The sequence below is a fragment of the Albidovulum inexpectatum genome (assembly GCF_002927635.1).
Lineage (GTDB): Bacteria > Pseudomonadota > Alphaproteobacteria > Rhodobacterales > Rhodobacteraceae > Albidovulum > Albidovulum inexpectatum.
In genome coordinates, this window is record NZ_PRDS01000001.1 from 426,799 (window position 1) to 448,451 (window position 21,653).

Annotated in this window: 22 protein-coding genes; 13 read left to right on the forward strand and 9 right to left on the reverse strand. The window is 64.4% G+C overall.

Going from position 1 to position 21,653, the window contains the following annotated elements; genetic code table 11:
* Position 1: 1 nt before the first annotated feature.
* The 5 genes from lptA to LV82_RS02230 are packed head-to-tail and all read left to right on the forward strand — an operon-like array spanning position 2 to position 3,755.
* On the forward strand, positions 2–508 hold the full coding sequence (gene lptA / locus LV82_RS02210) for a lipopolysaccharide transport periplasmic protein LptA (protein ID WP_104069048.1): 507 nt from the start codon (positions 2–4) through the stop codon (positions 506–508).
* Positions 508–1,269: an LPS export ABC transporter ATP-binding protein gene (gene lptB, locus LV82_RS02215; RefSeq protein ID WP_104069049.1), complete on the forward strand. Its 762-nt coding sequence runs from the start codon at positions 508–510 to the stop codon at positions 1,267–1,269. Before lptA ends, lptB begins: the two co-directional genes overlap by 1 nt.
* A gap of 30 nt (positions 1,270–1,299) precedes the next feature.
* Positions 1,300–2,619 (forward strand): RNA polymerase factor sigma-54, encoded by a 1,320-nt coding sequence (locus tag LV82_RS02220; protein ID WP_104069050.1) that lies wholly within the window; start codon positions 1,300–1,302, stop codon positions 2,617–2,619.
* Between the two features lie 59 nt (positions 2,620–2,678).
* Complete coding sequence (gene hpf, locus LV82_RS02225) at positions 2,679–3,254, forward strand: ribosome hibernation-promoting factor, HPF/YfiA family (protein WP_104069051.1); 576 nt, start codon at positions 2,679–2,681, stop codon at positions 3,252–3,254.
* Between the two features lie 36 nt (positions 3,255–3,290).
* Positions 3,291–3,755 carry a PTS sugar transporter subunit IIA gene (locus LV82_RS02230; RefSeq protein WP_104069052.1) on the forward strand — a complete coding sequence of 155 codons (465 nt, stop codon included), beginning with the start codon at positions 3,291–3,293 and terminating at the stop codon, positions 3,753–3,755.
* A 66-nt stretch (positions 3,756–3,821) separates the two neighbouring features.
* On the opposite strand, the gene LV82_RS02235 is transcribed toward LV82_RS02230, so the two are convergent.
* The 7 genes from LV82_RS02235 to cysQ form a co-directional block, all read right to left on the reverse strand.
* A complete protein-coding gene (locus LV82_RS02235) occupies positions 3,822–5,234 on the reverse strand; it encodes a nodulation protein NodH (protein ID WP_104069053.1) in 1,413 nt (470 codons plus the stop codon).
* A 9-nt stretch (positions 5,235–5,243) separates the two neighbouring features.
* Complete coding sequence (locus LV82_RS02240) at positions 5,244–6,956, reverse strand: DUF5927 domain-containing protein (RefSeq protein WP_245873038.1); 1,713 nt, start codon at positions 6,954–6,956, stop codon at positions 5,244–5,246.
* Entirely contained in the window at positions 6,953–7,963 is a 1,011-nt protein-coding gene (locus LV82_RS02245) for a glycosyltransferase family 2 protein (protein ID WP_245873039.1), read from the reverse strand. Before LV82_RS02245 ends, LV82_RS02240 begins: the two co-directional genes overlap by 4 nt.
* Positions 7,964–8,075: 112 nt before the next feature.
* Positions 8,076–9,062 (reverse strand): UDP-glucose 4-epimerase GalE, encoded by a 987-nt coding sequence (gene galE, locus LV82_RS02250; protein WP_104069055.1) that lies wholly within the window; start codon positions 9,060–9,062, stop codon positions 8,076–8,078.
* Positions 9,063–9,068: 6 nt separating this feature from the next.
* Complete coding sequence (gene galU, locus LV82_RS02255) at positions 9,069–9,962, reverse strand: UTP--glucose-1-phosphate uridylyltransferase GalU (protein WP_104069056.1); 894 nt, start codon at positions 9,960–9,962, stop codon at positions 9,069–9,071.
* A gap of 165 nt (positions 9,963–10,127) precedes the next feature.
* Positions 10,128–10,928: a 3-deoxy-manno-octulosonate cytidylyltransferase gene (locus LV82_RS02260; protein ID WP_104069057.1), complete on the reverse strand. Its 801-nt coding sequence runs from the start codon at positions 10,926–10,928 to the stop codon at positions 10,128–10,130.
* A complete protein-coding gene (gene cysQ / locus LV82_RS02265) occupies positions 10,928–11,722 on the reverse strand; it encodes a 3'(2'),5'-bisphosphate nucleotidase CysQ (protein ID WP_104069058.1) in 795 nt (264 codons plus the stop codon). Before cysQ ends, LV82_RS02260 begins: the two co-directional genes overlap by 1 nt.
* Positions 11,723–11,840: 118 nt before the next feature.
* Between cysQ and LV82_RS02270 the strand changes: the two genes are divergently transcribed.
* The gene (locus tag LV82_RS02270; RefSeq protein WP_342750170.1) at positions 11,841–12,680 is read left to right on the forward strand and encodes an ABC transporter permease; all 840 of its coding nucleotides are present in this window, start codon (positions 11,841–11,843) and stop codon (positions 12,678–12,680) included.
* A 23-nt stretch (positions 12,681–12,703) separates the two neighbouring features.
* On the opposite strand, the gene LV82_RS02275 is transcribed toward LV82_RS02270, so the two are convergent.
* Positions 12,704–13,351: an alpha-ketoglutarate-dependent dioxygenase AlkB family protein gene (locus tag LV82_RS02275; RefSeq protein ID WP_104069059.1), complete on the reverse strand. Its 648-nt coding sequence runs from the start codon at positions 13,349–13,351 to the stop codon at positions 12,704–12,706.
* 170 nt (positions 13,352–13,521) lie between these two features.
* Here LV82_RS02275 and dnaK point away from each other — a divergent pair, with 170 nt between their 5' ends.
* The 6 genes from dnaK (at position 13,522) to LV82_RS02305 (ending at position 20,360) form a co-directional block, all read left to right on the forward strand.
* Positions 13,522–15,435 (forward strand): molecular chaperone DnaK, encoded by a 1,914-nt coding sequence (gene dnaK / locus LV82_RS02280; protein WP_104069060.1) that lies wholly within the window; start codon positions 13,522–13,524, stop codon positions 15,433–15,435.
* 72 nt (positions 15,436–15,507) lie between these two features.
* A complete protein-coding gene (gene dnaJ / locus LV82_RS02285; protein ID WP_104069061.1) occupies positions 15,508–16,650 on the forward strand; it encodes a molecular chaperone DnaJ in 1,143 nt (380 codons plus the stop codon).
* 127 nt (positions 16,651–16,777) lie between these two features.
* Positions 16,778–17,539, forward strand: a complete 762-nt coding sequence (radC, locus tag LV82_RS02290; protein ID WP_104069301.1) for a RadC family protein — start codon at positions 16,778–16,780, stop codon at positions 17,537–17,539.
* A gap of 100 nt (positions 17,540–17,639) precedes the next feature.
* Entirely contained in the window at positions 17,640–18,293 is a 654-nt protein-coding gene (locus tag LV82_RS02295) for a protein-L-isoaspartate O-methyltransferase family protein (RefSeq protein ID WP_104069062.1), read from the forward strand.
* 44 nt (positions 18,294–18,337) lie between these two features.
* Positions 18,338–19,702, forward strand: a complete 1,365-nt coding sequence (locus tag LV82_RS02300; protein WP_104069063.1) for a TolC family outer membrane protein — start codon at positions 18,338–18,340, stop codon at positions 19,700–19,702.
* A gap of 67 nt (positions 19,703–19,769) precedes the next feature.
* Complete coding sequence (locus LV82_RS02305; RefSeq protein WP_104069064.1) at positions 19,770–20,360, forward strand: hypothetical protein; 591 nt, start codon at positions 19,770–19,772, stop codon at positions 20,358–20,360.
* Positions 20,361–20,496: 136 nt separating this feature from the next.
* Here LV82_RS02305 and LV82_RS02310 read toward each other — a convergent pair whose 3' ends face one another.
* Positions 20,497–20,817, reverse strand: a complete 321-nt coding sequence (locus tag LV82_RS02310; RefSeq protein ID WP_104069065.1) for a DUF6280 family protein — start codon at positions 20,815–20,817, stop codon at positions 20,497–20,499.
* 215 nt (positions 20,818–21,032) lie between these two features.
* On the opposite strand from LV82_RS02310, the gene efp reads away from it, so the two are divergent.
* Entirely contained in the window at positions 21,033–21,596 is a 564-nt protein-coding gene (gene efp, locus LV82_RS02315) for an elongation factor P (RefSeq protein ID WP_104069066.1), read from the forward strand.
* The last annotated feature ends 57 nt before the right edge of the window (positions 21,597–21,653 follow it).

The window sequence follows — 21,653 nt, forward strand, 5'->3', positions numbered from 1 at the left end:
CATGCCCCGCCCTCGCCTTGCCGTCGCGCTTGCCTTGACCCTTGTCGTCCTGACGGGGATCGCGGGCGCGTTGCATGCGCAGGGCACGGCAATATCGTTCGGCGGATTGCGGGCGGATACCAGCCAGCCCGTCGAGGTCACCGCCGACAGCCTGACCGTCGATCAGGGCACCGGCACGGCGGTCTTTTCCGGCAATGTGATCGTCTCGCAGGGCGCAATGCGCCTGTCCGCGCAGACTTTGCGCGTGGAATATGCCACGGGGGACCAGAGCCGCATCGAGCGGCTGGTCGCCTCCGGCGGGGTCACCCTGGCCGCCGGCGCAGACGCGGCCGAAGCGCGCGAGGCCACATATGAGGTGGCGCGGGGGACCGTGGAGCTCGTGGGCGACGTGCTGCTGACCCAGGGGCAAAGCACGATCGCGGGTCAGCGTCTGGTCGTCGATCTGGCCACCGGCACCGGCCGGATGGAGGGACGCGTGCGCACCATCCTGGTTCCGGGGGGGCAGTGATGCCGGGCCTGCCCGACCTGGTCGCAAGGGATGGCGGCGCCGGACTGTCGGTGCGCAACCTGCGCAAGTCCTATCGGCGCCGACCGGTCATCCGCGATGTCTCGATCGAGCTGGCGCGCGGCGAGGTCGTGGCGCTGCTTGGCCCGAACGGATCGGGCAAGACGACGTGCTTTTACAACATCGCCGGGCTCATCCGCCCCGATGCCGGCCAGGTGCTGATCGACGGGATGGATGTCACGCTGCTGCCCATGTATCGCCGGGCGCGGCTGGGCATCGGATATCTGCCGCAGGAAGTGTCGATCTTTCGAGGCCTTTCGGTCGAAGACAACATCATGGCGATTCTTGAAATCGTCGAAAGCGACATCCACAAGCGGCGCGAACGGCTTGAGGAACTGCTGTCGGATTTCTCGATCACCCATCTGCGCCGCGCTCCGGCGCTGGCGCTGTCGGGCGGCGAACGCAGGCGGGTCGAGATTGCCCGCTGCCTGGCCTCGAACCCGAAATACCTGTTGCTGGACGAACCCTTTGCCGGGGTCGATCCGATCTCGGTCAGCGAAATCCGCGATCTGGTGCACGATCTGAAATCGCGGGGCATCGGCGTGCTGATCACCGACCACAATGTGCGCGAGACGCTGGAAATCGTCGATCGAGCCTATATCCTGCATGATGGCCGCGTTCTGATGAGCGGCACCGCAGACGAGGTCGTGCGCGATGACAATGTCCGACGCGTCTATCTTGGCCAGAACTTCCGCATTTCGTGACACGCGCCGAGGCGCTGCCAGAGGCCGGGGATGAGCCTTGCCCCGCGGACACGGCAGACCCTGACGACGCGGCTTGCGCTCAGCCCCGGAATGCGCCGCTCGCTTGCCCTGCTGCGCCTGCCCCTGCCCGATCTGCACGAAGACCTGGCCCACGAGGCCGAAACGAACCCGTTTCTGGCCTTTCGCCCCGGTCGCCTTCCGGGTGCCGCGCTCGACGCCGCCCTTGCCACGACGGCCGCGGGGGAATCGATCGCGCAAAGCCTGGCCCATCAGATTCGGATGCAGGGCCTGGACCGGACCACCGAAGCCGTGGCCCTGTTCCTGGTCGAGGAGCTGCGCGAAGACGGCTATCTGGATGTGGAACTTGACGAGATCGCCGAACGGTTCGGCCTGGAGCATGCGGTTCTTGATCGCGCGGTGGCAGCCCTGCAGGCATGCGAGCCGACCGGGATCGGCGCCCGCTCGGCCGAGGAATTCATGGCGCTATCGCTGCGCGAGACCGGGATATCGCCGGATCTGGCGCAGCGGCTTTGCCAGCGGCTGACCGAGCTGGCCGAAGGCCGCTGGTCCGCCTTGCGCCGCGACACCGGCCTGCCGGTGCGCGAACTGGAGCGAATCGCCGATTTTCTGAGATCCCTGCCGTCGGCGCCGCTGCAGGCCGAGGGCGACCCCGCATTGCCGATGATCCCGGAAATCGCAATCCAGCGCAGCCCCGACGGCCTGCTGTCGGTCCGGCCGGTGGCCGAGGCGTGGCCCGCGGTTCGCGTGCGGCGCCTGCCGGATGAGGCCCAATCGAACGCCGATCTGGTCGCCCTGCACCGGCGGGCGGTCGAAATCGCATCGGCGCTTTCGGCGCGATCGGCGACGCTGATTCGGATCGGCGAGCTGATCGCGCACGAGCAGGCCGAATTCTTCATCGGCGGGTTCGAGCGCATCAAACCGATGACGCGACGCGATGTCGCCTCCGCCCTGTCGCTGCACCCATCGACGGTCGGACGGGCGATCGCGGGCAAGGCCCTGGAGTTCGAGGGACGCGTGTTCGCGCTTGCAACCTTCTTTTCCCGATCGGTGCCGGGCAACGACACCGGCAACGGCCCGGCGCCTTCGGCATTCGATGTCCAGCGGCGCATCCGTCAGCTGATTGCCGCCGAATCCCCCGACGCCCCCCTTGCGGACGAGACGATCCGCGCCCAGTTGAAGAATGAAGGCGTTGACATGGCACGTCGAACTGTCGCCAAATATCGCAAATGCATGCGCATACCCTCATCCCACGGGCGACGGCGCCCAAAAGGCACCCCAAACGGGGCTGTGGCGGACTGCAGGCATTTGAAAAACCAAAAGAATCCGTAAAGCATACCCATCGGCGGCCCTGCCGCTGAACCGGGTGTGCAAAACTCACAGGAGGTGTCATGCGATACAAGATCAGTGGCCGGCAAATCGAGATCGGCGAAGCGCTTCAGACCCATGTGAAGAGCGAACTGACCGAGACGCTGGAGAAATATTCCCTGCGTCCGACGGATGGCACCGTGATCTTTTCGCGCGATGCGCATTACTTCGTCTGCGAGGCAACGGTGCACCTGTCCACCGGGCTGAACGTCTCGGCCAAGGGCCGCGCGACCGAGATCTATGCCGCTTTCGAGGATTGCCGCGAAAAGATGGACAAGCAGCTGCGCCGCTACAAGCGTCGCCTGCGGGACCACCACCGCGAACGCGCACAGCCGGTTGAATTTGCCGAAGCCTCCATGTATGTGCTCGCCGCGAATGGAGAAGCGGCCGAGGCCGAGCCCGAGGACTTGCAGCCCATCATCATCGCCGAGACGGAAACGCGGATTCCTTCGCTTTCGGTCGGCGAGGCGGTGATGCAGATGGAACTGGCAGGGGCGCCGCTTCTTGTGTTTCGGGACGAAAAGACCGGTGGCGTGGGTGTCGTCCACCGCCGGGAAGATGGGAACATTGGCTGGATCGACACCTCGGCCAACAGATAGGGCACCGGTTGAACGGTGCATGAACGGTTAGGACAGATGGACATATCCAGTTTCCTGGACCCGGCGGCTGTTCGGGTCCTGTCTCAGGCCAGCAGCAAGAAGCGGCTTTTTCACGAGCTCGCCGAAACGGCGCACACGGTCTATGGCATCGACAGTGCAGAGGCCGTGGACGCCCTGCAGGAACGTGAAAGCCTTGGGCCGACGGGTGTCGGGCATGGCGTTGCCTTGCCGCATGCGCGGCTGGAAAACCTCGATCGTGTCGTGGGTGTGTTCATCAAGCTCGAGAAACCGCTGGATTTCGACTCGATCGATCGCCAGCCGGTCGATCTGATCTTTGGCCTGTTCGCGCCGAAGGATTCGGGGGTCGAGCACCTCAAGGCCCTGGCAACGGTATCGCGCACGCTGCGCGACGAAGCCATCTGCGCCAAGCTGCGCGCCAATGACGCACCGGCAACGCTGCATGCGATCATGACCGAATCGCAGGCCAGCAAGGCTGCCTGATCGCTGCCCCAACCAAATCGGACGGGCGCCGGCCAAGGCCGGCGCCCGATCGATTTGCGCTGGCCGCTAAAGCCGCCAGCGGCCGAAGCCAAGGACCAGGTAATCCCTGGGCCAGGCTGCGCGGGCGGCGTCCTCGATCTCTTCGTCGGCCACAGCCTTGGCGGGATGGGGTGCCAGCTGCTCGAGAGCCGCAGGCGGTTCGCCCGGCCTGACGCCGACACTGCGCGCCAGCTGAGCAAGGTTGCGGTGCAGCTCCTCCTCTCGGCAGACCAGATCGGGAGGGGCGAATTGCGAAAATCCCTGGATCACGCCGATCTGGCTGGCCCAGAGCAGGTCCTGACGAACGGCCGTCTGGCCATTCAGGTTGGCCTTCACGAAGCGCAGGAAGGCCAGCAGCATCGCGCGCCATTCGTCCGGCGCAATCGGCGCATCCCGCGCATCCTCTTCGGGCAGCGCCACGTCGTGGTGGGACCGCAAGATCGCGCGGATGTCGGCCAGATCGTCGCGCCGCAGCAATGCGGCAAGGCATTCATTCGCGCGCGTGACGGGATGACGCAGGACGGTGAAGAATCTGTGACGCGGATTGCGCCGCAGCCAGGTCCGCAGGGTCTTTTGCGAGAATCCTTCGACAAGCCCGGGTTCATCCCCCAGCCCTGCAAGCCAGTCGCGCAGCGGTCGATCGCAGTTGGGCAGGATCGGCATGAAGACCAGCCCCGCCCCGCGCGCCGCCACGTGACGCGGCACGCCGGGGCCCCGGCGCGGTTCGAAATTCGGGGTGCGCGACAGATTGGCCCAGTCGATTTCCTTCAGCGCGGCGCGCATCTCGCCGGGGTTTCGGACCTTGTCTTCGGGCGGCTCGGGGTTCTGTCGGATCATTCCGGGCGCAAGCGTAGCGACACGCGACTCGACCCCAAGAAAGGACAGCAGGCCATTTATCACGTCGACTTCCAGCGCGTCTTCGTAATCCAGGTAAAAGGCCGTCTGTCCCGTCACCTGCAATGCCCGAAGAACGCGCAGCTGGAATTCCTGCCGTTCCCGCAGGAAGGCCTCGAACTCGGCCGGCTTGAAGGGTGGTTTCCATTCGATCCGGTCACGCACGTCGCTCAGCCGCCAGCGATTGGTGTTATAGGCGATCTTCAGGCTGACATAGGAATCCACCGGGTTGCGGGTCAGCACGATCTTTGCGCAGCGCGGATCGTTCAGAAAGCTGTCCACGACCCGGGGATCGTGGTCGAAGAAGAACCGGAACCCGTTCAGGCCCGGCGCATTGCGGATCCGGTCAAGCAGGGCAAGCGGGTTCTTGATTCGCTCGGGCATGGTCATGCCCAGAAGCCGTCTGGCGCCCGGCCTTCCAAGATGATCCGGGTTGAAGGCTTCGCCGTGGCAATGGATGTCCTCGACCTGCTCCAGCGTCGCCTCCAGCAGGTTGGAACCGGTGCGCATCTCGGCGAGAATCACGAAATAGTCGAAGCGCTGCATTGGGCCTTCCTATTGCACGATCCTGGGGCGATCGGACGTTCTGCCAACCGGATGCGGGCGGACGGCAGGGAAATCGCCGATCAGCTTTGGCTGCATCCCGGCATTCTTCAGCCGTTGCAGGAATTCGGGCAGCCCCCCCAGATCGACCATGCGCGGCACTTCGGTCACGGCGGGAAAACCGCGCGGCAGGATCTCGTCCAGGATTTCCTGCAAGGGTTCGATCGGGTTTTCGACCATGTCTGCCAGCGACCAGATGCGCACCCGCGCCTTGACATACATCGACCGCAAGATGTCCACATGGTGGCTTTCGATGCGTTGAAGACGCGCCGCCTCGGCCTTGATCGTGGCGAAATCATCCTCGCGCTGCATCAGCGGAATCACCCAGGCACCGGTGATGACCGAAATCTGCGCGTTCGCATCCGTGGCCATGAACCAGTTGCAGGCCTGATTGTCGCGCGGGCTGAACTGGAAACACTGACGTTCGCCACGATTGTTCCATATCAGGTTGGTCAGAAAGGCGCGCGGGTTGTAGTCGCGCAAGGCGGCAGAATCGCTCAGACAGCCCTTGAATATGCGTGCGCCACCGGCGAACTCGGCCCGGCCGGGGGCAAAGAGGTGGCCGTGGACACGATGCCCCGTAACCTTTGTCAGCCAGCTGTCGAAATCCTCGAACAGATCCGAGAACCCGTGAAAGACCGAATATGGACCGGCGGTCTTGCCGTTCTCATGGTCCTGTCTGGGAAAACGGCTTTGCATGTACAGGCCCGGTCGGCCGCGCATCCGACGTTCGACCGCGCGTGAAAACAGCCTGTCGATCCGCCCGGGATCCGGATCGGCGCGCGTCCGTCCGCTTGGGTCAGCGGAAAGAAATGCCTGGTACAGCCGATCCGCGCCGGGCCAGATCTTGCGCGCAAAGAAGCAGTCCGACCTGCGAAGAAGCTGCAGGTGGTCGTCATAGAAGATGTGCGGCCGGCCGTTGACGTCGAACTTGGACAGCGTCAGCGAACGGCTTTCGATCCTGTCGGACCAGCGCCGCGCCATGGTCTGGAAATAGCTTTCATCGGGAATCCAGACCCAGCGGAAAAACCTGTCGATCCGCGTCCGATCGGGGTCATCCAGGATCGCAGACAAGGTCCTGCGCGTCAGGCACCACCACTGGCTGCCCAGATGGGGCACGATCCCGTCCGGCAAGCGGCGGCGGACGCCCAGTCTTCTTTGCAGGCTGACAGACAGATCGAACAGCTTTCGCTGCGACCGCCAGTTGAAGGGGAAGTACAGCGAAAACCGCTCGGCCTCGAGCCCGCCGACCGTCCAGTTCACGTCCGGCGTCGTGACGCTCTCGATGAAGTCGGTATCGGGTCGCGCATCGAGATAGTCGATCAGCTCGGCAACCGGACGAAGCGGCAGGCAGGCCCCCGAGCACAGATAGACATGGCGCACCGATGGGTGACGGTCGAGCATCTGCCGCGCGGCCGATCGTGTCGCCGAGACAAGACCGAACGACCCCCATTCGCACGCATGCCGCGGGGAAAAGCTGACGCAGTCCAGATCCGACAGCTCTGCGACCAGCCGCGAAAATCGTGGTGCGGGCACGCGGGCATCTACATGGATCACGATCGGGCAGCCTGCCTGCGCCAGATGGCGCGCAACCTGCGCCGCCCGGTGGAGTGCCGTGTGGCACAACATCACGAAGCCCAGCCGCGCATCGCATGTCGCAGTCATGCCCAGCTGCCCTTGGACATTAGGCCCATCAGTTCCAGCTGGCGCCAGCCGACATATTTCTGGGACCATTCGCACCACAGCATCTGCCGGTCGTGCAGGGCATCGGCATAGGCCTGATATTCGCGGCTGTCCGCGAAATGCTCGCCCCGTTCAAGCTCTTCGGTCACCTTGCGGCCGTAATCGGCCACGAACTTCGCGTGCAACAGGCAGCCCGAAGGCTTCTCGCCGCCCGAATCGTCATAGGTCAGGTTCAGGCCGCACGGCAGCAACATATGCGTCGAGCTGGCATAGCAATAGGGCCAGCGCCAGCGAACCAGAGGTATCTTGTTCAGCGATGGGGCCTGTTCCGGCCGATCCGGGAACATCACGCGCGCCCGCGGCCCGCCCTGGATCCACAGGTTCCGGTAAAGCGGATTGACAGAGATCATGTAATTGCCGCCATCGAACCAGCAGGCCGTCCTGAACGGATCCTCGCCCGGCTGGTACGCGACATCTCCCAGGGGGCGGTCGGGATACATGTCCAGCAGCATGGCCGGATAGGCGCGCAGCCGGCAATCGTCCAGCCAGTCGGTCAGCGCACGCAGCGGGCGCGTGTCACAGAAGGGGTAGACCAAGAACTCGTCCGCATCGACGGTCAGAACCCAATGGCCCGTGGCGTGGCGCATCAGGATCCAGTTCAGCCAGTCCATGCCGAAGCGCGCCTCGCGATAGCTGGACCGGGTCTGCCACAGCGACACGTCGTCCTGCCGCGCCAGAAGCTCGACCGAGCCATCATCCGAGCCGTTGTCGACCACCAGGAAATGCGCGACCCCCAGCTTGCGATAATAGTCCAGGAACCATGGCAGGATCCGCGCTTCATTGCGCAAAGTCGTCGCCAGCAGAATGTCGCCGGGGCGGATGCGTCCGGTCCGATCGGCAAGCGGGGTCAGGTCGCGGCGCCTGCGGAACGCGCGCCAGCGCAGACGCTTGCGCCTCAGCCGCAATCGGTATCGATCCCAGATGCCCAAGATGCTCCTTCACCGCGGCGGAACGGGCCAGCCGACCCGCCGGTTCACTATCGCGTTCCTCTTCCCCAAGGCACAATATGCCCTGCGGCTGCCGTGGTAAACACTTGGAAATTCAGGCGCTGTAGCCCGGTCCTTGATGCCAGCGCCACGCATCCTCGATCATCGCGGCCAGATTGGACCGCGCCGGCTTCCAGCCCAGCTCGCGCGCCGCGCGCTCGGAGCCGCAGACAAGGCTGACGGCGTCGCCTGCCCGGCGCGGCCCGTATGTCACCGGAACGTCTCGGCCCGTGACCAGCTTGGCCTGTTCGATCACCTCGCGCACGGTGAAGCCCTGGCCCGTACCCAGGCAGAACACGCGGCTGCCGCGCCCCTCGCGCAGCCAGCCGAGCCCGGCGACATGGGCATCGATCAGGTCGGACACGTGGACATAGTCGCGCACGCAGGTTCCGTCGCGCGTCGGGTAATCGGTGCCAAAGACCGTCAGGGCGGGTCGGCGTCCGTCGATCGCATCCAGGATCAACGGGATCAGGTGCGTTTCGGGACGGTGGAATTCGCCGATCTCGGCCTCGAGATCGGCGCCGGCCACGTTGAAATAGCGGAAGATCACGCTGTTGAGGCCATGGGATGCGCCGAAATCGCCCAACATCTGTTCGATGGCCAGCTTCGACTTGCCATAGGCATTGAGCGGCCGCTGGACCGAATCCTCGTCGAGCAGCACGCCATCCTGATCGCCATAGGTCGCACAGGTCGAGGAAAAGACGAAGTCGCGGCACTCGGCCGCCAGCGCGGCCTCGATCAGGTTCAGTGCGCCGGTCACGTTCTGGCGCCAATAGGTCGCGGGGTCACGCATCGCGTCGCCGACAAGGCTGAGCGCTGCAAAATGCATCACCGCAACCGGTTTCCAGCGGGCAAAGACCTGGTCCAGACGGGCGCGGTCCATCAGATCGCCCTCTTCCAGCGGCCCGAAGCGCACGGCATCACGCCATCCGGTCGAGAGATTGTCGAAGGTCACGGGCACGTACCCGGCCCGCGCCAGCGCCTTGCAGGCATGCGAGCCGATATAACCCGCGCCACCGGTAACCAGGACATGATCAACCATCGGACTCTACTCTGCGGCGTTGCGCATCGAGGTAATGCCGACGAGGAAGCTCATCAGCTCGTCCCGCAGCTCGGGCCGGGCCAGTCCGAAGGCCACGGTCGCCTGCAGGAAGCCGGCCTTGGAGCCGCAATCGAACCGCTGACCGTCGAATCGCAGGCCAAAGACCTTTCCGCCGCGGCGGATCTCCTCGGAAATCGCGTCGGTCAGCTGGATCTCGCCGCCCGCGCCGCTCTTGATGCGGTTCAGGTGCTGCAGCACCCTGGGTGTCAGGATATAGCGTCCGATCACGGCGAGGTTCGATGGCGCATCTTCGACGGCGGGCTTTTCCACCATGCCCTTGACCGAAACCAGCGTGCCCGAGTCGCTCTCGACATCCAGGATGCCATAGGACGGGCTCTTTTCCGGCGGGACCTCCATCGCGGCCACCATGCAACCGCCGGTCTCGCCATGCGCCTCGACCATCTGTTGCAGGCAGGGCTTTTCGGCCGCGATCACATCGTCGGGCAGGATCACGGCAAAGGGCTCGTTCCCGATCAGGCGCCGCGCGCACCACACCGCATGGCCAAGGCCCAGCGCCTTGTGCTGCCGGATATAGGCAATCGCCCCCGATTCCATGTTCGTCGTGCGCAGGACATCCAGAAGGTCCTGCTTGCCGTTGCGCTTGAGATGCGCCTCGAGTTCGTTGGCGTGATCGAAATAATCTTCAAGCGCGCTCTTTCCGCGCGAGGTCACGAAGATGAATTCCCGGATGCCGGCCGCGCGCGCCTCGTCGATGGCGTACTGGATCAGCGGGCGATCGACCAGGGTCATGATCTCCTTCGGGATCGACTTGGTCGCGGGCAGGAACCGCGTTCCCAGACCCGCGACGGGAAAGACCGCCTTGGTGACCTTGCGTTTCATCGACTTGCAATCCTTTACTCGAATACGTCAACTGGCCGCTTCCAACCGGCCCATCGGAATTTGAACCTCACATCCGCCCGAAAGCAGGCCGGACAAGTATCGCGACACAGCATAGACCGCCAAATGGGCGAAATGGAGTCGCAAATCCACCGGCCGGTTCATCCCCTATTCAAGCCCCATCTCGGCCAGCATGGATTCGATCCGGGGGACGTCTTCGGGGTTGTTCAGCTCCCAGAAGACGCGGCCGCGGGACTCGACCTCGACACACAGCACATGGCGGCCCTGCTCGAGGAAACGCAACTGCTCCAGCCCCTCGAGCTCCTCCAGCGGCCCGACGGGCCACGATGGATACGCTGCCAGCGCGTCCGGCCGATAGGCATAGACGCCGACATGGTGGAAGACCGGCGTCGGCGCGTCGTCCGCATAGGTCCGGCCGGTGAAGGGAATGACTTCCTTCGAGAAATACAACGCCCGCCCGCCGGCGCCAAACACCGCGGTCGTGCCACCGACACGGCCCGCGCGCCGGTCCTCGAGAAAGCCGTTCAGCGCGCGCCCGTCGCAGCGCAGGACCGGCGTTGCCAGTTCGGCCTGCGGATTGGCGCGCAATCCAGCGATCAGATCCTCGACGAACCAGTGCGGGGTCAGCGGCGCATCCCCCTGCAGGTTGACGACGATATCGTAACCGCCGCCCAGCGTCGCATGGGCCTCGGCACAGCGTTCGGTTCCGTTCCGGCAATCCGGGCTGGTCATGACGACCTCGCCGCCAAATGCCGCGACATGGTCGCGGATCCGCGCGTCATCGGTGGCCACGACGACCCGATCCACACCGGACACCGCGCGGGCGGCCTCCCAGCTGCGCCGGATCAGGCTGCGCGCCTCGCCCCCGGCGCCACGCAGTTCGACAAGCGGCTTGCCTGGATAGCGGCTGGACGCATGGCGCGCGGGGATGACGATGAGAACACTCATCACTTCACCAGCAGGACGCCCGGCGCATAGGCAATGAAGAACGGGTTCTCGAAACCCGGCTTGCCATAGGTCAGCGGCGTGTGGTCATCAAAGCGAACGACCTCGCCGCCCGCGCCGCGCAGCACCGCATCGCCAGCGGCCGTATCCCATTCCATCGTCCGGCCGAGCCGCGGATAAAGATCCGCCTCGCCCGTGGCGACCAGGCAGAATTTCAGGCTCGAGCCCGCGCTCTTCATGTCCTTGACGGCATAACGCGCGATATAATCGTCCGTCGCCTGGTCGCGGTGCGACTTGGATGCCACCACCATCAGCGCGCGGTTGTCGGGGACCGACACGGAAATCGGCACCTGTTCGCCAGGGGTATCCAGATCGAACGGGCCCCTTTCTTCCACCGACCGACCGTCGGGCAGTGTATAGAACAGCCGCCCCTTGGCAGGCGCATAGACCACGCCGCGAACAGGCAGGCAGTTTTCGACATAGGCGATATTGACCGTGAAGTCGCCTCGGCGCTGGACGAATTCCTTGGTACCATCCAGAGGATCGACGATCAGGAAGGTCGAGACATCCTGGTCATGACTTTCGGCCTGTTCCTCTGTCACCAGCGGAAGCGAGGGGAAGGCCTCGGAAAGTCCCTCGGAAATCAGCGCATCGGCAGCCTCGTCGGCTTCGGTCACGGGGCTGGCGTCGGCCTTGGCGCGCACCTCGAAATCGGGTGAGTCGTAGATCTGCATGATCCGCTCGCCCGCCTGCAGGGCAAGGCGGCGCATCACATGAAACAGGCGATCGTGGTCCAAAATTGCTGCTCCCCGGACTGCGATTGATCGGTCAGGACGACAACCTTATGATGCGACGGCAAGGAAACGGCAAGCTTTGCCGTTCATGATTGGCCAACCGGCGCCAGAACAGCCGGAAATGGAGCGACGGGAAGGCATGTTCTCGACCGAAACCCCCAGATCGCGCGGCGCGGCAGCGTGGCAGATCGCCGAACTGATTTACCACAACACCGTGCGAACGATACGCAAGGGGCATCGCCACGCGCTGATGGCGCTGGCGATGACGGTGCTGCAGACGCTGATCATGCTGGCCGCCTTTTACCTGATGTTCAGCCTGTTCGGCATGCGCAGCATGGCGCTGCGGGGCGATTTCATCGTCTATCTGCTGTCGGGCATCTTCGTGTTCATGATCAACATCAAGACGGTCGGCGCGGTTGCCGGCGCCGAGGGACCGACATCGGCGATGATGCTGCATGCGCCGATGAACACGGCGATCGCGATCTTCTCGGCGGCGCTTGCCTCGCTCTATACCCAGATCCTGTCGGTCATCCTGATCCTGCTGGCCTATGATCTGGCCTTCGGGCGCGTGGATATCGACGATCCGATCGGCACGCTGGGGGTGATGATCCTGGCCTGGGCCAACGGTGTCGCCGTGGGGATGGTCCTGCTGGCGCTGAAGCCGTGGTTTCCCAACCTCACGAGCATTCTGAGTACCGTGTACAAGCGGATGAACATGTTCTTTTCGGGCAAGATGTTCGTGGCCAACCAGCTTGGCTTCACGATGTTCTACATGTTCGCGTGGAACCCGCTGTTTCACATCATCGACCAGGCACGTGGATACGCGTTTCTCAACTACACACCGATGAAGACATCCCTGTCCTATCCGATCTGGGTCAGCTTCACGCTGTTCACGATCGGCCTGCTGGGCGAATGGTACACGCGGCAACACGCCTCGGTCAGCTGGGGCAAGGCGCGCTGATCCGCGACCGCCGGGCCCGCAGCCTAATCCACCACCCGCAGCGTCAGGTTGATCCTTCCGCCTTCGCGCAACAGCGCCGATGTGCCGGGCGCGACCCGGTCAATGCCATGGTAGGCCAGCCGCGCCGCGCCACCAAGGATCAGCACATCGCCCGAACGCAGCCAGAAGCTTTCGGTCCGGTCCCCGCGTTGGGTGCCGCCAATGCGGAACCGCGCATCGTCGCCCAGGCTGATCGACAGGACGGGCCAGGAAAAGTCGGCCTCGTCCCGGTCCTGGTGCAGGCCCATCCGCGCGTCGGGACCATAGAAATTGACCAGACAGCAATCCGGGTCGCGTTCGCGACTGACCAGCGCGCGCCAGACGGCCAACACGCTGTCAGGGATGGCTGGCCACGCCCGGCCATCCGGGTGGCGATCGACATAGCGATACCCGCGCCTGTCGGAATACCAGCCATAACGGCCGGCCGAGGTCATGCGCACCGACATCTCCTTGCCCCAGCGCGTCACGGGCGAAAAGAGCGGCGCCGCCGCCACGAGCGCGCGCAGATCTTTGACCATGCGCAACTGTTCCTCGTGCGACAGATAGCCGGCGTGCAACTCGGCTCCGCGGATGATGGCCGAAGGCCTTGGGCGTTCCGGGATCTCCCGGGGCGGGGTCGTCCTGTCTTGCATTATCACTTGCCTTCCGTAGCGCGCCGATGCTTGCAGGGCCAATGGGGGCTACTTATATACCGCACGAACCCGGTCGGGGCAGGTCAAGCCCGGGCCGCAACATTGGGATCGGGGCTGGGGGCCTCATCAGGACCTGGCTCCACATCATCGCCGAAGGAAAGGTACAAAAAATGGCTAAAGTGATCGGGATTGACCTTGGGACCACGAACTCGTGCGTCGCCATCATGGACGGTGCGCAGCCGCGCGTGATCGAAAACGCGGAGGGCGCGCGTACGACGCCCTCGGTTGTGGCCTTCACGGACAATGAAATCCTGGTCGGCCAGCCGGCCAAGCGGCAGGCGGTCACCAACCCCACGAACACGATCTATGCCGTCAAGCGCCTGATCGGCCGGCGCATCGACGACCCCGAAGTCGAAAAGGACAAGAAGCTTGTCCCCTACAAGATCGTGGACGGCGGCAACGGCGATGCCTGGGTCGAGGTGAAGGGCGAAAAGTACAGCCCCGCCCAGATCAGCGCCATGATCCTGCAGAAGATGAAGGAGACGGCCGAAAACTATCTGGGTGAAAAGGTCACCCAGGCGGTCATCACCGTCCCGGCCTATTTCAACGACGCCCAGCGTCAGGCCACCAAGGATGCCGGCAAGATCGCCGGGCTTGAAGTCCTGCGCATCATCAACGAGCCGACCGCCGCGGCGCTGGCCTATGGCCTGGACAAGAAAGAGGCCAAGACGATCGCCGTCTATGACCTTGGCGGTGGTACCTTCGACATCACGATCCTCGAGATCGACGACGGCCTGTTCGAGGTGAAGTCCACCAACGGCGACACCTTCCTGGGTGGCGAGGACTTCGACATGCGCATCGTCAACTACCTGGTTGACGAATTCAAGAAAGAGCATGGCGTCGATCTCAGCCTGGACAAGATGGCGCTGCAGCGGCTGAAGGAAGCCGCCGAGAAGGCCAAGATCGAGCTGTCCTCGGCCACGCAGACCGAGATCAACCAGCCGTTCATCAGCATGGACAAGAACACCGGGCAGCCGCTGCACCTGGTGATGAAGCTGACGCGCGCCAAGCTGGAAAGCCTGGTCAGTGACCTGATCAAGCGGTCGCTCAAGCCCTGCGAGGCCGCGCTGAAGGATGCCGGTCTGACGAAGGCCGATATCGACGAGGTCGTGCTGGTCGGCGGCATGACGCGGATGCCCAAGGTGATCGAGGAAGTGACCAACTTCTTCGGCAAGGAACCGCACAAGGGCGTGAACCCCGACGAGGTCGTGGCGCTGGGTGCGGCGATCCAGGCTGGTGTGCTGCAGGGCGACGTCAAGGACGTCGTGCTGCTGGACGTGACGCCGCTGAGTCTGGGTATCGAGACGCTGGGCGGCGTCTTCACCCGGCTGATCGACCGCAACACCACGATCCCGACGAAGAAGAGCCAGATCTTCTCGACCGCCGAGGACAACCAGTCGGCCGTGACGATCCGCGTCTTCCAGGGCGAACGCGAGATGGCGGCGGACAACAAGCTGCTTGGCCAGTTCAATCTGGAAGGCATCCCGCCGGCACCGCGCGGCGTGCCGCAGATCGAGGTCACCTTCGATATCGACGCCAACGGCATCGTGCATGTCTCGGCCAAGGACAAGGCCACCGGCAAGGAGCAGCGGATCACGATCCAGGCTTCCGGCGGCCTGTCGGATGAAGACATCCAGCGCATGATCAAGGAAGCCGAGGCGAATGCCGAGGCCGACCGCAAGCGGCGCGAACTGGTCGAAGCCAAGAACCAGGCCGAAAGCCTGATTCATTCGACCCGCAAGGCGATCGAGGAACATGGCGACAAGGTCGACAGCTCGACCGTCGAGGCGATCGAACTGGCCATCGGCGCGCTGGAAGAGGCGCTGAAGACCGAGGACGCCGGCAAGATCAAGGCCGGTATCCAGAACGTCACCGAAGCGTCGATGAAGCTGGGCGAGGCCATCTACAAGGCCAGCCAGGCCGAGGCCGAAAAGGCCGGATCGACGGATGACAATCCGCGTGACGTCGATGACGAGATCGTCGATGCCGAGTTCGAGGATCTCGACGGCGACAAGCGCAAGTAAGGCGACCGGAACCAACGGGCCGGCCCGACCGGATGGGTCGGGTCGGCCTGCGCGTTCCCATGGGGGTGACGAATGGCGAAACGCGACTATTACGAAGTTCTGGGCGTCTCGCGCGGCGCAACAGCCGAAGAGATCAAGAAGGCCTATCGCAAGAAGGCGAAGGAACTTCATCCCGATCGCAACCAGGACAATCCGGATGCCGAGGCGCTCTTCAAGGAGGTCAACGAGGCCTATGACGTCCTGAAGGACGAAACCAAGCGGGCTGCCTATGACCGCTTTGGCCATGCGGCCTTCGAGGGCGGAATGGGGGGCGGCGGCAGTGGCTATGGTCGGCAAGCGCATCACGCCGACTTCGCCTCGGCCTTCTCGGACGTGTTCGAGGACCTGTTCGGCGACTTCATGGGCGGCGGCGGGTCGCGCAACCGCGCACAACGCGGAAATGACCTGCGATACAATCTGCGCGTGACGCTGGAAGAGGCCTATCGCGGCACGCAGAAGGCGATCACGGTGCCCAGTTCCGTGCCGTGCACCGAATGCAACGGAACGGGGGCTGAAGGCGGGGCCGAACCGACGACCTGCCCGACCTGTTCGGGCATGGGCAAGGTGCGTGCCAGCCAGGGCTTCTTCACCATCGAACGGACCTGCCCGACCTGTGGCGGGATGGGCCAGACGATCAAGAATCCCTGTCGCGCCTGCCATGGCACGGGCCGGATCGAACGCCAGCGCCAATTGTCGGTGAACATCCCGCCCGGCGTCGAGACGGGCACCCGGATCCGTCTTGCGGGCGAGGGCGAGGCCGGCCTGCGCGGCGGGCCGCCCGGCGATCTCTACATCTTCATCGAGGTCAAGGATCACCCGATCTTCCAGCGCGACGGGGTGAACCTGTATTGCCGCGTGCCGGTGCCAATGACCACCGCCGCCCTTGGTGGCGAGGTCGAGGTACCGACGATCGACGGGGGACGCGTCAAGGTGAAGATCCCCGCCGGCACCCAGACCGGGCGCCAGATGCGGCTGCGTGGCAAGGGCATGCCGGCCCTTCGCGGCGGTGGCGTCGGCGACATGTTCATCGAAGTCGCGGTCGAGACGCCGGTAAACCTGACCGCGCGTCAGAAGGAATTGCTGCACGAGTTCGAGAAGCTCAGCAAGGACAACAACCCCGAAGGCTCGTCCTTCTTCTCGAAGGTGCGCAGCTTCTGGGACGGCATGAAGGGCTGAGCGCCCTGATACGGACAGGCGGTTCGGGGGGCGCGGTTTCCGCGCCCCTTTATCGTGCCGGGCCCGACCGGCATGCCCCGGCGCGCGCGTTAATCATTCCTAAACCATGGCGCGGAATTCTGCCGCCATGACCAGAACGCCCGCTTTCCATGAAGCGCCGATGCCGCTGTTCGACAGCGACGAGGCCGAACTTGCACCGCTGCCCTCGGGCCGCCTGCCGTCCTACATCAAGGACCACCGCCGCCGCCTGCGCGAACGGTTCATGCGTGGCGGGGCCGAGGCGATGCCGGACTACGAATTGCTGGAACTGGTCCTGTTTCGCGCCATCCCCCGGCAGGACGTCAAGCCGCTGGCCCGCCGCCTGCTGGATCGCTTTGGCGATTTCAACCGCGTGCTCTCGGCCTCTCCGGCGCGGCTGCGCGAGGTCAAGGGCGTCGGCGAATCGGTCGTGCAGGAACTGAAGATCGTCGAGGCCGCCGCGCATCGGCTGGCCCGGGCGCGGGTCATCCACCGCCCGGTGCTGTCGTCGTGGGACGCGCTTCTGGATTATTGCCGCACATCGATGGCGCATCGCGAAATCGAACAGTTCCGCGTGCTCTATCTGGACCGGAAAAACGTTCTGATCGCCGACGAAGAACAGGCCCGCGGCACGGTCGATCACGTGCCCGTCTATCCGCGCGAGGTCGTCAAGCGCGCGCTGGAACTGAACGCATCGGCGCTGATCCTTGTGCACAATCACCCTTCGGGCGATCCCACGCCATCCGAGGCCGACATCGCCGTGACCGCCCAGATCCGGCAGGCCGCCGCGATCATGGGGATCGTGCTGCACGACCATCTGGTGATCGGCAAGTCGCGCGAGGTCAGTTTCCGCAGCGAAGGGTTGCTGTAGGACCGCAGGTCGCAGCTTCCCGGGGGCTTGCCCCGTTGCGACCCCCTGCGATCTGTGGCAAGTGTGGACCAGTCAAGCAACAGATCGATGAGCTCTGCCGATGGCCGATTTTGCCTTGCGCCGTGAGATGATGGTGGACAGCCAGGTGCGCCCCAACGACGTGACGAAGTTCCCGATCATCGCGGCGATGCTGGAGGTGCCCAAGGAGGACTTCGTTCCCGCCCGGCTGCGCGAGGCCGCCTATGTCGGCACGAATATCGAACTGGGCAATGGCCGCGTGATCCTTGAACCGCGCAGCTTTGCCAAGATGCTGGATGCGCTGGACATCCAGCCCGAGGAAGTGGTTCTGGATCTGGGCTGCGCCTATGGCTATTCCTCGGCTGTCATCGCGCGGCTGGCCGATGCCGTGGTCGCGGTCGAGGAAGACCCCGAGATGGCCCGCGAAGCCGAGGCGCGTCTGTCGGCTGCGGGGGTGGACAATGTCGCCGTGATCGAGGGCAAGCTTGCCGAGGGTGCGGCCAAGCATGGCCCCTATGACGTCATCGTCGTCGAAGGCGCGGCCGAAACCGTGCCGCAGGTGATCCTCGATCAACTCAAGGAAGGCGGGCGTATCGGCTGCATCTTCATGGAACATGCGCTGGGGACATGCCGCATCGGCATCAAGACCGACGGCAAGGTGGCCTGGCGATTCGGCTTCAACGCGGCCGCGCCGGTGCTTCCGGGCTTTGAAAGGGACCGCGCATTCGCCCTGTGACGCACCAACGGGTCGACGAGCACGCAGGCAAGGGAGATCTCGACATGTTTCTGAAGGCGGCAAGATCCGTGATCGCCTCGTGCCTGATGGCCGTGGGCGTGTTCGGGGCGGTTCCGGCACAGGCGGAAACCCTGGCCGACGCGCTGGCCTCGGCCTATCGCAACTCGAACCTGATCGAGCAGAACCGGGCGGTTCTTCGCGCCGCGGACGAAGACGTCGCGGGCGCGGTCGCCAAACTGCGCCCGGTGTTGCAATGGGTTGCCGACTGGGACTGGACGGATACGCCGGCGGGCCGGTCCTCGACCGCCTCGCTTGCCCTTCAGGCCCAGATGACGCTGTTCGACTTCGGTCGCAATCAGCTGGGCATCCAGATTGCCGAACAGGCGGTTCTGGCGACGCGCCAGGCTTTGGTCAGCGTCGAACAGGACGTTCTGCTGTCGGCCGTATCGGCCTATTTCGGCCTGCGCAGCGCGCTTGAAAATGTCGCGATCAACGAAAACTCGGTCCGTGTACTAAACGAAACGCTGCGTGCCACGCGGGATCAGTTCGAGGTGGGCGAAGTCACCCGCACCGATGTCGCGCTGGCCGAGGCACGTCTTGCCGCCGCGCGGGCCGCGCTGGCGGCTGCGCGCGGGCAGCTGGCCGTTGCGCGCGAATCCTACAAGGCCGCGACCGGGCATTATCCAGGTCCTCTGGCGGGTGCGCCAAAGCCGCCTGCGCTGCCTGCCACGCTGGCCGAAGCGCAGAGGATCGCGCAGCGTTCCCATCCGGCAATCCTGCAGGCCCAGTATCAGGCAAAGGGCGCCGATCTTGGCGTCTCTCTTGCCGCCGCCCAGCGTCGTCCCAATCTGACCGGCACCGCCGGCGTCAGCCTGACCGAAGGCGGCACCGAGGCCGCCGCGCTTGGTCTCAGCCTCAGCCAGACGATCTATTCCGGTGGGGCGCTTGCCTCGGCACAGCGCAAGGCCGTTGCCAACCGCGAAGCCGCGCGGGCCGCTTTGCTGCAGACCAGCGTCAACGTTTCCCAGAACGTCGCCGCCACATGGGCGGATATCGAGGTCGCGCGCGCCCAGATCAAAGCGACCGAGCAACAGGTACAGGCGGCCCAGATCGCCTATGACGGCGTGCGCGAGGAGGCCAAGCTGGGCGCCCGGACCACGCTGGACGTTCTGGACGCCGAACAATCGCTTCTGGATGCGCGTGCCAACCGGATCCAGGCCCAGGCCAACCTGCAGGTTGCCTATTATTCGCTTCTGGCCTCGATGGGGCTTCTGACGGCCGAGAATCTTGGCCTGAACGTCCCGATCTATGACGCGGAAGCGTATTACAACGCAGTCCGGTCCGCACCGGCGACTTCGATTCAGGGGGACAGCCTGGACCGTGTTCTGAAGGCGATCGGCAAGAACTGATCGCGTCCTGGTTGTGAAGCCACGGCGCAAGGACTAGACTGTCAGGCGGAAAGGGAAGGTCACCATCATGTCTGACACCACCTCACATGCGGATATTCAGGACGTTCTGGCCTCTATCCGGCGCCTGATCTCCGAAGATGGAGGCCAGATGACGGCGGTCGAGGTCCGACAAGGCAATGACAGGCTGGTTCTGGGCCCGGCGCAACGCGTCGATGTAAGCCCCAAGCGCCCGGACAGCCACGAGGCCTCCAGCTCGGTCGATGCCGCGATCGCGGAACTCGAGCAGGCGGTAGCGAGCGGCGCGCTGCAGCTTCTGTCATCGGAAACGTCGCCCGAGAGCCGCGCGCCCGCCACCGCGCAGGACAGGCAAGACGCGCGTGAAGACACGCACAGGCTGACCTTGTCCGATCCCACCCCCATGTCGGACAGTCGGCACGCATCCGCGCAAGGTGAAGATCCAGGTGCCCCGCGGCCCGACGACACCACGCATCACTTCGACCCGGAAGACGAGGCCGATGCCGCGCTTCTGCGCGAAATCGTGGCCGACCTTGTGCGGCAGGAATTGCAAGGGCCTCTGGGGCAGAAGATCACGCGCAGCGTGCGGATGCTGGTTCACCGTGAGGTCAATCGCATCCTGGCCGCGCGCGGGCTGGAGTAAGGGCTTCAACGCAGCGAGCGGCTGGCTTCGGCCCGAACGGATCTCACCGTCTGATCAGTTGCCGGGAACACGCACCCCCTGAAACACAAATCGCGCCCGAAGGGGCGCGACTTGTTGCATCGAAGTCCGGCCGTTCTCAGGCGGCTTCGGCTTCCTCGGCAGCCTGGCGGCGCTCACTCTCCTCGCGGGACAGGGCGACCGACGTCCGCACCCCGCGGCGGACGAATTCCATCAGCCCCTGCACGACGCGTTCATTCGGGTCGATGCCGGCGCACATCAGCACTTCGCGGCCATCGCGCGAACGCGCCCAGCGGGCGATCTGCTCGGGTCCGTTGCCGTATTTCTTGTCATCGGCGATCGCGTCATCCAGGGCAGCCAGAACGACCGCCGCAAACAGTTTGCGTGCCCGCTGGCCCTGCTCATAGTTGAACGCGTTGCCGTCCACGTAATCGCGCATGTTCCTGTTTCCGTTCTTATTGGTCTTGTGTTTCGGGCGTTCTGCTGTCTATGCCTTTCATGGCCGATTCGGTATTGCCCATTCAGAATACCAGCCATGCGCCTACCGCATGGCGACCTATTACGTCGCCGCGCGTCTGTCGGCTTGTCATGGCACGATCTGCCTTATATAGATGCCGGCCAATTCCTTTCAACCTTTGAAACAAGGTCGATCCGATGCCCAAGATCAACGGAAACGAGATCCGTCCCGGCAACGTTCTGGAACATGATGGCGGCCTGTGGGTCGTCATGAAGGTCAGCCATGTCAAGCCCGGCAAGGGCGGCGCCTTTGCCCAGGTCGAGATGAAGAATATCCGCGATGGCCGCAAGCTGAACGAACGCTTCCGCTCGGAAGACCGGGTCGAGCGCGTCCGCCTGGACCAGAAGGACCAGCAATTCCTGTACGAAAGCGACGGCATGCTGGTCTTCATGGACAACGAAACCTTCGAGCAGATCGAGCTGCCGGCCGACCTGCTGGGCGAACGCCGCCCGTTCCTGCAGGATGGCATGGTCGCCACCGTCGAATATCACGGCGAAGAGCCCCTGTCGGTCCAGCTGCCGCAGAAAGTCGTCTGCAAGGTGGTCGAGACCGAGCCCGTCGTGAAGGGCCAGACCGCGGCCAACAGCTACAAGCCCGCCGTCCTGGACAACGGGGTGCGCATCACGGTTCCGCCCTTCATCGACGCGGGCGAAGACATCGTGGTGAACACCGAAACCATGGAATATGTCGAGCGCGCCTGACAGCCGCCGATCAGGGCCGTAACGCAGGGCCGTCCCGTCGGGGCGGCCCGTTTCCTT

Excerpts from the sequence above, each read along its gene's own strand:
- lptA (WP_104069048.1), top strand. The coding sequence starts at position 2 with ATGCCCCGCCCTCGCCTTGCCGTCGCGCTTGCCTTGACCCTTGTCGTC.
- lptB (WP_104069049.1), top strand. The coding sequence starts at position 508 with ATGCCGGGCCTGCCCGACCTGGTCGCAAGGGATGGCGGCGCCGGACTG.
- LV82_RS02220 (WP_104069050.1), top strand. The coding sequence starts at position 1,300 with ATGAGCCTTGCCCCGCGGACACGGCAGACCCTGACGACGCGGCTTGCG.
- hpf (WP_104069051.1), top strand. The coding sequence starts at position 2,679 with ATGCGATACAAGATCAGTGGCCGGCAAATCGAGATCGGCGAAGCGCTT.
- LV82_RS02230 (WP_104069052.1), top strand. The coding sequence starts at position 3,291 with ATGGACATATCCAGTTTCCTGGACCCGGCGGCTGTTCGGGTCCTGTCT.
- LV82_RS02235 (WP_104069053.1), bottom strand. The coding sequence starts at position 5,234 with ATGCAGCGCTTCGACTATTTCGTGATTCTCGCCGAGATGCGCACCGGT.
- LV82_RS02240 (WP_245873038.1), bottom strand. The coding sequence starts at position 6,956 with ATGACTGCGACATGCGATGCGCGGCTGGGCTTCGTGATGTTGTGCCAC.
- galE (WP_104069055.1), bottom strand. The coding sequence starts at position 9,062 with ATGGTTGATCATGTCCTGGTTACCGGTGGCGCGGGTTATATCGGCTCG.
- galU (WP_104069056.1), bottom strand. The coding sequence starts at position 9,962 with ATGAAACGCAAGGTCACCAAGGCGGTCTTTCCCGTCGCGGGTCTGGGA.
- LV82_RS02260 (WP_104069057.1), bottom strand. The coding sequence starts at position 10,928 with ATGAGTGTTCTCATCGTCATCCCCGCGCGCCATGCGTCCAGCCGCTAT.
- LV82_RS02270 (WP_342750170.1), top strand. The coding sequence starts at position 11,841 with ATGGAGCGACGGGAAGGCATGTTCTCGACCGAAACCCCCAGATCGCGC.
- LV82_RS02275 (WP_104069059.1), bottom strand. The coding sequence starts at position 13,351 with ATGCAAGACAGGACGACCCCGCCCCGGGAGATCCCGGAACGCCCAAGG.
- dnaK (WP_104069060.1), top strand. The coding sequence starts at position 13,522 with ATGGCTAAAGTGATCGGGATTGACCTTGGGACCACGAACTCGTGCGTC.
- dnaJ (WP_104069061.1), top strand. The coding sequence starts at position 15,508 with ATGGCGAAACGCGACTATTACGAAGTTCTGGGCGTCTCGCGCGGCGCA.
- radC (WP_104069301.1), top strand. The coding sequence starts at position 16,778 with ATGACCAGAACGCCCGCTTTCCATGAAGCGCCGATGCCGCTGTTCGAC.
- LV82_RS02295 (WP_104069062.1), top strand. The coding sequence starts at position 17,640 with ATGGCCGATTTTGCCTTGCGCCGTGAGATGATGGTGGACAGCCAGGTG.
- LV82_RS02300 (WP_104069063.1), top strand. The coding sequence starts at position 18,338 with ATGTTTCTGAAGGCGGCAAGATCCGTGATCGCCTCGTGCCTGATGGCC.
- LV82_RS02305 (WP_104069064.1), top strand. The coding sequence starts at position 19,770 with ATGTCTGACACCACCTCACATGCGGATATTCAGGACGTTCTGGCCTCT.
- LV82_RS02310 (WP_104069065.1), bottom strand. The coding sequence starts at position 20,817 with ATGCGCGATTACGTGGACGGCAACGCGTTCAACTATGAGCAGGGCCAG.
- efp (WP_104069066.1), top strand. The coding sequence starts at position 21,033 with ATGCCCAAGATCAACGGAAACGAGATCCGTCCCGGCAACGTTCTGGAA.